Source organism: Pseudonocardia sp. EV170527-09, assembly GCF_008369905.1.
Taxonomy (GTDB): Bacteria; Actinomycetota; Actinomycetes; order Mycobacteriales; family Pseudonocardiaceae; genus Pseudonocardia.
This window is the reverse complement of record NZ_VRMC01000221.1, coordinates 1-1,762: the sequence shown is the minus strand read 5'-3', so window position 1 is coordinate 1,762 and position 1,762 is coordinate 1. Positions and strand designations below refer to the sequence as shown.

Annotated in this window: 4 protein-coding genes; 2 read left to right on the top strand and 2 right to left on the bottom strand. The window is 69.2% G+C overall.

Features of this window, described 5'->3' with window-relative positions; translation table 11 throughout:
• The coding region (locus FVA95_RS28560) for a transposase (RefSeq protein WP_193564271.1) at positions 1-392 on the top strand (392 nt) is incomplete at its 5' end.
• Between the two features lie 26 nt (positions 393-418).
• Here FVA95_RS28560 and FVA95_RS28555 read toward each other — a convergent pair.
• On the bottom strand, positions 419-781 hold the full coding sequence (locus FVA95_RS28555) for a TetR family transcriptional regulator (protein WP_149666879.1): 363 nt from the start codon (positions 779-781) through the stop codon (positions 419-421).
• A 70-nt stretch (positions 782-851) separates the two neighbouring features.
• On the opposite strand from FVA95_RS28555, the gene FVA95_RS28550 reads away from it, so the two are divergent.
• On the top strand, positions 852-1,556 hold the full coding sequence (locus FVA95_RS28550) for a class I SAM-dependent methyltransferase (RefSeq protein WP_205016031.1): 705 nt from the start codon (positions 852-854) through the stop codon (positions 1,554-1,556).
• Between the two features lie 36 nt (positions 1,557-1,592).
• Here FVA95_RS28550 and FVA95_RS28545 read toward each other — a convergent pair.
• Positions 1,593-1,762, bottom strand: a 170-nt coding sequence (locus FVA95_RS28545) for an integrase core domain-containing protein (protein ID WP_149663856.1), incomplete at its 5' end; no start/stop codon positions are given.

Here is a 1,762-nt window from a genome sequence, read left to right as displayed (position 1 = left end):
GAGCTATTTACACCGCGTCCACCGCCGATGCCGCTGCAGCCGCGCTGGATGATCTCGATGACGAGTGGGGGCGAGCCTATCCGGCGATGATACGTTTGTGGCGTAACGCCTGGACCGAGTTCGTGCCGTTCCTCGACTACGACATCGAGGTCCGGAGGGTGATCTGTACGACGAACGCGATCGAATCGTTGAACGCCCGCTACCGGCGAGCGGTCCGAGCGCGAGGGCATTTCCCCAGCGAGCAGGCCGCGATGAAATGTCTGTACCTTGTCACCCGCAGCCTCGACCCGACCGGACGAGGCCACACCCGATGGATGATGCGCTGGAAGCCAGTCCTCAACGCCTTCGCCATCACTTTCGGTGACCGCTGGCCGGGCGCCGAGCACTACTGACAACATCGCCGGAACCACCGTTCTCGTTACAGACCCGTTGCGGCGAGTGCGCGAGGTCCGGTCGGCAGCCGGCCGAGCAGGAGCCGCGCGGAGTCCCTGTGCGCGAGCAGGTGGGTCCGGCGGGTGATGGCGAGCCCGCGCAGCATCCGCCGCCAGCGGGGCCCGGTGCCTTTCGCGAGGGCGGCGAGGGTAGCGGCGTCGACGGGCGGGACCAGTGCGTCCGCCACGAGGTCGACCAGTGCCGCCCGGTCGGCGACGTGGAAGTACAGCGACGGCGCGCGCACGCCCAGCTCCGCAGCGACTGCACGCATCGTGACGCCCTCCAGCCCCGCCCGGTCCATGACTTTGAGCACACCGTCAACCAGCCGTTCCTGAGTGATCTGCGCCATGAAACGTTCCCTGCGTGCTGCAACGGCTGACAATGACGGGGCTAGCCTAACTTAGTTAGAGGAGCGTGTCGTGTCGCGTCCTGACTACGGGGTCGATGCCTCCTACGTGCCCGCCGGCTATCTCGCCGGTGCCGTCGTCGCCGGTGTCGTCGCAATGCTGGTCGACCCCGGAGTCTGGTGGGCCGCCGCGGCGTGCCTGCTCTGCGCGGGGATCTACCTGCACACGACCCGCCGTGGGAAGCTCGTGACATGGGAGCGGCTGCTCGACGAGGCCGGGGTCGCACCGGATGCGGTGGTCCTCGACGTCGGCTGTGGTCGTGGCGCGGTGGCGGTCGCCGTCGCCCGGCGGGTGCCCCGTGGCCGGGTGGTGGGTATCGACCTGTGGCGGCGCGGCGACCAGTCGGGCAACGACCCGGAGGCGACCCGTGCCAACGCCGTGGCGGCCGGTGTCGAGGACCGGGTCGAGCTGCAGACCGCGGACATGTGCGACCTGCCGTTCCCGGATGCATCGTTCGACCTGGTGGTCTCCTCGCTCGCGGTGCACAACGTGGCCGATCCCGAGGGTCGGGACAGGGCCGTCGACGAGATGTGCCGGGTGCTTCGTCCGGCGGGGCGCATCCTGCTCGCCGACATCCGCAACACCCGCCGCTACGCCGAGCGGATCCGGTCGTGCCGCCCGTCGGCGACGGTCACCCGGTCCGGGCTGGGGCCCTCGATGTGGTGGAGCGGTCCGTGGGCCCCGACCCACATCGTGCGTATGGCCTCCGCCGGGTGAGGTTCAGGATGTGGGCAGCTCGTCCACGGTGACGGCTTAGATGTGATGTCCAGGGAGGTTGGTCAGCCTGGTGACTGGTGGCTGGCCGCCGATGGCGGAGTGAGCGCGGTGGTGATTGTAGAAGTGCAGCCAGCCGGGTAGGGCGTCGTTGCGTTGGCGGGTCGACTCATAGAGTCGGGCGTAGGCCCAGCCGTCGGCCAGGGTCC

What these genes read in the sequence shown, in the direction of transcription:
- FVA95_RS28555 (WP_149666879.1), bottom strand. Translation starts at nt 781, where the DNA reads ATGGCGCAGATCACTCAGGAACGGCTGGTTGACGGTGTGCTCAAAGTC.